Origin of the sequence: Corynebacterium sp. (assembly GCF_012838985.1) — a bacterium.
In the GTDB taxonomy this organism is placed as follows: domain Bacteria; phylum Actinomycetota; class Actinomycetes; order Mycobacteriales; family Mycobacteriaceae; genus Corynebacterium.
The window spans coordinates 1-4,875 of the sequence record NZ_DUOE01000028.1 but is presented as its reverse complement, the minus strand read 5'-3'; the positions used below and the strand labels follow the sequence as shown (position 1 = coordinate 4,875).

The following is a 4,875-nucleotide window of genomic DNA, read 5'->3' as shown; positions in this document are numbered from 1 at the left end:
TCGTCGTAGATGTTCGTGGAGTCAGTCACGGGTCTCCCCTTCCAGGATGAGGTCGGTGATCTCGGCGGCGTGCCCGGTGGCCCGGTCAGCGGTGCGCTGCGCCATGGTGTCGGTGTGCACCCGGATGCCGTCGAGGCTGGCGTGGAGGCGGGCGACGGCGGAGGCGGTGGCGGCGAGCAGGTCGCGGATGGTCTGCCACTCGGCGTGCCAGCTGCCGGTGCCGCGCTGCCAGCGGCAGTCGAGGGTGTCGAGCAGGGTGGCGGCCAGCCCCGGGGTGCGACGGGCGTAGCCGTCGCAGGCGACGGCGGCCGCGGGGTTGGCCTTGTGCGGCATGGAGGAGCTGCCGCCCGGGGTGGCCTCGGCGAGTTCGGCGATCTCGGTGGCCGAGGAGGCGACGATGTCGCCGGCGATCTTGCGCACGGCGCCGGCCACCTGGGCGGCGGCCAGGCCGACGCTCACCAACGGGAGGCGGTTGGTGTGCCACACCAGCGGGCGGTCCGCCAGGCAGAGCTGCCGGGCGAGCCGGTCGTGGACGTCGATGCCCCGCGGGTGGGTGTCCACCAGGTTGCCGGTCGCCCCGGCGTACTGGACGGGCAGCGCCTCGGCGGCCAGGCCCAGCTGGCGGGCGGACTCGCGGACGGCCTCGAGCCAGCCGGCGGCGATGAGGCCGAAGGTGGTTGGCAGGGCCTGCTGGCCGAGGGTGCGGCCCATGACGGGGCTGTCGCGGTGGGTGGCGGCGAGGTCCGCCAGCAGCGTCTCGACGTCACTCAGCTGCCCGTCCAGCTCCCGCACCGCACGACGCACGCACAGCACGAGGGCGGTGTCGACGGCGTCCTGGCTGGTGGCGCCGACGTGGATGCCGGCGGTGTCGCGGGCCTGCTCCTTGAGCGCGGCGACCAGGGGGATGGCGGGGTTGCCGCCGGCCGCGGAGGCGGCTGCCGTGGCGGCGACGTCGAGCTGGTGGGCGTCGATGGCGTCGCGCGCGGCCTGCGCGGACTCCGAGCTGATGTGGCCGGCCTCGGCGGCGGCGTCGGCGAGTGCGCGTTCGAACTCGAGGATCGCGGCGAGGAACGCGCGGTCCGAGAGGTGCTCGTGGACGCGGGTGTCGCCGCCGGCGACGTCACTGTAGGTGGTGCGGCTCAGGTCAGACACGGAAGAACGGGGTCTCCTTCTCCGGATCCTCGTGCTGCATGACGATGGTCTTCCGGAAACCACCGTCCACCGGTTCCGCGAGGAGGAGGTCGCGGCGGGGGGCGTCGACAAGCTGGAGCACCGGGTCGGCGCTGTTGTCGTTGGCCGGGAAGTAGAGGCGGGTGTACAGGCGCTCGAGCATGCCGCGCGCGAACACACCGACCTTGAGGTGCGGGGCCTCCTCGCCGGCGGCACCCGGCAGCACGGTGGTGAAGGTGACGGAGCCGGTGTCGTCGCACATGCCCCGGCCCAGGCCGCGGAAGCCCTCGGCCTCCTCGGTGTTGTAGGTGCCGTCCGGGCCGGTCTGCCAGATCTCGATCATGGCGTCGGCCACCGGGTCGCCGTTGCCGTCGAGGACGGTGAAGGTGACGTCGACGGTGTCGGCGGTGCCCTCCGGGGCGATGATCTCGGAGCCCTCACGGGTGAGCCCGATGTGGACGTAGGGGCCGACCGTCTGGGAGGGGGTGATGCCGAAGCCGGCCTCGTCCTGGTCGCGGATGTCGGAGACCTCGTAGCGGAACTCGCCGGTCTTGTGGGTGTCGATCATGGGATTTCCTCTGTCTCTACTCGAAGGGGGTGGCGTTCTTGCCGCGCAGGACGATGTCGAACTTGTAGCCCAGGGCGTAGTTCGGGCGGGTCTCGTCGTAGTCGAAGACGGCGATCATGCGCTCGCGGGCGCCGGCCGGGACCGCGTTGTAGATGGGGTCCTGGAAGAACATCGGGTCGCCCGGGAAGTACATCTGGGTGACCAGGCGCTCGGTGAACTGGCGGCCGAAGAGCGAGAAGTGGATGTGCGCCGGGCGCCACGCGTTGTGGTGGTTGCCCCACGGGTACATGCCCGGCTTGACGGTGTAGAAGCTGTAGTGGCCGTTCTCGTCGGTCATGGTGCGGGCCACGCCGTTGAAGTGGGGGTCGAGCGGGGCGGGCCAGGAGTCGTTCTTGTGGCGGTAGCGGCCCGCGGAGTTGGCCTGCCACGCCTCGATGAGGGTGTTCGGGACCGGCTTGCCGTCCCAGCCGAGGACACGGCCGTGGACGAGGATGCGCTGGCCGATGGCCTCGCCGCCGTTGGCCTGGGTCATGTCGTTGTCGATGCCGCCGAGGTCGTAGCTGCCGAAGACGGGGCCGGAGAGTTCACCGAGACGCTCGGGGACCATGATGAGGTCGTTGTTCGGGTTGCGCTTGACGGTGGTGCGGTACTCCGGGAAGTGGAGTGGGGCGAAGAAGCCGTCGGTGGCGGCGTTGAGGGTGGTCATGGGTGGGTCCTCCTGTTCCCTGTGGGGTGTTGGACGTCACCGTAGAGACGTGGTTCACACTTTGGCAAGGGGTTCGCCATGCGAACGTACCGCTCCCGAATGAATCCCCGCTGGCCAGCGCGTTTAGCGCGCCCATTTGACCCGGGGGTTAGTTAGGGGTGTGCACCAGGGTGACGGAGGGCGGCCGAGAAATCAGACCGGCGGGGCGTCGATAAGCGGCAACACAGGGACCACCCCCTTTGCCCCCAAAACAAAACACGGCTGACCTGTTGCAATGGTCATCCGTGTGAAGCAGAACACCCCCATTGGGCCACAGAATTGCAACTGTTGGCCGCAGGACGAGCATCCACTGAAGAGCACACATAACCTCGGGACTAAGCACCACCCACAGTGCGAATGAAGTTCCCCATACACTGCATCTACACAGGAGGCTCCCATGCTTCGTAAGTCCATCGTCGCCCTCGCCACCACCGCCCTCGTCCTGGGTGGCACCTCTGCCGTCGCCAACGCGCAGTCCGCGGCCCCGTACCCGTCCTCCCAGATCCCGGTCGACCACGCGTGGGTCCAGGGTGTCCAGAACGTCTTCCCGGGCGCTCCGGCCGACCAGGTCCACGCCGGCATCCAGATGGGTGTCGCCTGGGCCATCTGGTCCGTGGGCTCCTCCCTCGTGGGTGGCGGCCTGGGCCTCGGCTCCTCCGCACTGACCTCCTCCCTGTAGAGGAAAAAGCCGACTCCCCGTCCCTGCATCAGGGACGGGGAGTTCTTTCATGCCTCACAACCGGACGAGCGGCTCCACCGTGACATCCAGCCACGGCCCCAGCGGCAGCCCCGCGATGAGCGCGTGCGGGTCCGTGGACTCCACCCGCGCGACCACCGTCCACCCGCCCGGGATGCGCCACAGCTCACCGGGCCACCCGGCGAGCAGGTCGCCGGTGCGCTGGAGGAGGTCGGCGCGGACCTCGGGGTCCATGTCGAGCGGAAGACGTGCCACGAGTCGGATGAGCCACATGGTGGCGAGGATATCGCTAGTCGCGGGTGAAGTGGTTGATCTTGTCCCAGTCGGGCTCCAGGCCCAGTCCCGGACCCTCCGGCAGCCGGACCACGCCGTCCTCGTAGACGAGGTCCTCGGTGGTGTAGGACTCCCGGAGCAGCATCGGGCCGAAGAGCTCCGAGCCGTAGGAGATCGCCTTGGTGGAGCACGCGAAGTGCAGGGACGCGGCGGTGCCGAAGGGCCCCTCAAGGGAGGTGGCGCCGTGGCAGGCCAGGCCGGCGGCCTCGGCGATGGCGGCGGTCTTCTTCGACTCGAGGAGACCGCCGAGCTTGGTGGTCTTCACGGCGATGACGTCGGCGGCCTCCTCGCGGACCACGGCCAGGGCATCAGCCGGGGAGCACACGGACTCGTCAGCCATGACGGGCACGCCGATGCGGCGGGTGATCTCGCGGAGGGTGGCCAGGTCATGGGCCGGGGTGGGCTGCTCGAACAGTTCGACGCCGGCCTCGGCCAGCTTCGGCAGGTACTTCAGGGAGGTGATGCGGTCCCAGCGGGCGTTGACGTCGATACGCAGACCGACGCGCCCGTCGAGTTCGCGGGCCAGCTCGGCGATGCGCGAGGTGTCCACGGCCGGGTCTCCGGAGCCCATCTTGAGCTTGAAGGAGGTGTGCCCGTGGGAGGCGATGCGCTCCTCGATCTCGCCGACGGCCTCCTCCAGCGGCAGGACGCCGAGGGCCCAGGTCACGTCGATCTCGTCGCGGACGCGACCGCCGAGCAGGTCACGGACCGGGATACCCAGGGCGCGGGCCCAGGCGTCGTGCATGGCGATGTCGCAGGCGGCCTTCGCGAAACGCATGTTGGCCACGGAGCGCTCGAAGTCGGCCATGATGCCGGCCAGCTCGTTGACCTCGCGGCCGACCATGATGGGGGCGAGGTTGCCGTCGATGATGACCTTCATGGTCTCGGCGTTCTCGCCTCCCCACCAGGCGCCGCCGGGGACGACGCCCTCGCCGAAGCCGGTGACGCCGCCTTCGAGGGTGACCGAGACCAGCAGGATGGGCTGGGCGGTGGCGGTGTAGGTGGCGAAGCCGTGGGGGCGGAAGAGGGGGACGTCGAGAAGGCGGGTCTCGACCTTCGCGATCTTCAGATCAGACAAGTGTTACTCCTATATATCTGTGGGAACGGGGAAACGCCCCACTCCCCTGGTAATTCTAGGGAAGTGGGGCGTTGACCGTGGAGAAGACTAGTTCTCCTGGTCCAGAGCGAAGTTGTAGGTGACCTCCTGGATGCCCTCAGCGTTCGGCTTCGGGTCCAGCATGAGCTCCGGCTTCACAGCGGTGGCGACGTCGTTCTCGACCCACTCGCCGCCCTCGAAGTAGAGCTGGGTGGTGATCTCGCGGTAGCCCGGGTGCTTGACCATCAGGTGCAGGTGGGCCGGGC

The 4,875-nt window shown here is 69.2% G+C and carries 6 protein-coding genes and 1 pseudogene; 1 reads left to right on the top strand and 6 read right to left on the bottom strand.

The genetic code is table 11. The features are described 5' to 3' along the window. Window positions 1-21: 21 nt before the first annotated feature. Genes pcaB through pcaH form a run of 3 tightly spaced genes read right to left on the bottom strand, consistent with a single transcriptional unit; the run spans window position 22 to window position 2,444 of the window. Window positions 22-1,143: a 3-carboxy-cis,cis-muconate cycloisomerase gene (gene pcaB, locus GXZ33_RS01160; protein WP_291339032.1), complete on the bottom strand. Its 1,122-nt coding sequence runs from the start codon at window positions 1,141-1,143 to the stop codon at window positions 22-24. Window position 1,144: 1 nt separating this feature from the next. Next, on the bottom strand, window positions 1,145-1,738 hold the full coding sequence (pcaG, locus tag GXZ33_RS01155) for a protocatechuate 3,4-dioxygenase subunit alpha (protein WP_040086537.1): 594 nt from the start codon (window positions 1,736-1,738) through the stop codon (window positions 1,145-1,147). A gap of 16 nt (window positions 1,739-1,754) precedes the next feature. Continuing rightward, entirely contained in the window at window positions 1,755-2,444 is a 690-nt protein-coding gene (pcaH, locus tag GXZ33_RS01150; protein WP_040086538.1) for a protocatechuate 3,4-dioxygenase subunit beta, read from the bottom strand. 436 nt (window positions 2,445-2,880) lie between these two features. Here pcaH and GXZ33_RS01145 point away from each other — a divergent pair, with 436 nt between their 5' ends. Beyond that, entirely contained in the window at window positions 2,881-3,162 is a 282-nt protein-coding gene (locus tag GXZ33_RS01145) for a hypothetical protein (protein WP_291339031.1), read from the top strand. Between the two features lie 54 nt (window positions 3,163-3,216). Here GXZ33_RS01145 and GXZ33_RS01140 read toward each other — a convergent pair whose 3' ends face one another. The 3 genes and pseudogenes from GXZ33_RS01140 to GXZ33_RS01130 form a co-directional block, all read right to left on the bottom strand. After that, on the bottom strand, window positions 3,217-3,453 hold the full coding sequence (locus tag GXZ33_RS01140; RefSeq protein WP_291339030.1) for a muconolactone Delta-isomerase family protein: 237 nt from the start codon (window positions 3,451-3,453) through the stop codon (window positions 3,217-3,219). Between the two features lie 16 nt (window positions 3,454-3,469). After that, window positions 3,470-4,591: a muconate/chloromuconate family cycloisomerase gene (locus GXZ33_RS01135; protein ID WP_291339029.1), complete on the bottom strand. Its 1,122-nt coding sequence runs from the start codon at window positions 4,589-4,591 to the stop codon at window positions 3,470-3,472. Window positions 4,592-4,678: 87 nt separating this feature from the next. Beyond that, a pseudogene (locus GXZ33_RS01130) lies at window positions 4,679-4,875 on the bottom strand (catechol 1,2-dioxygenase); the annotation flags it as partial.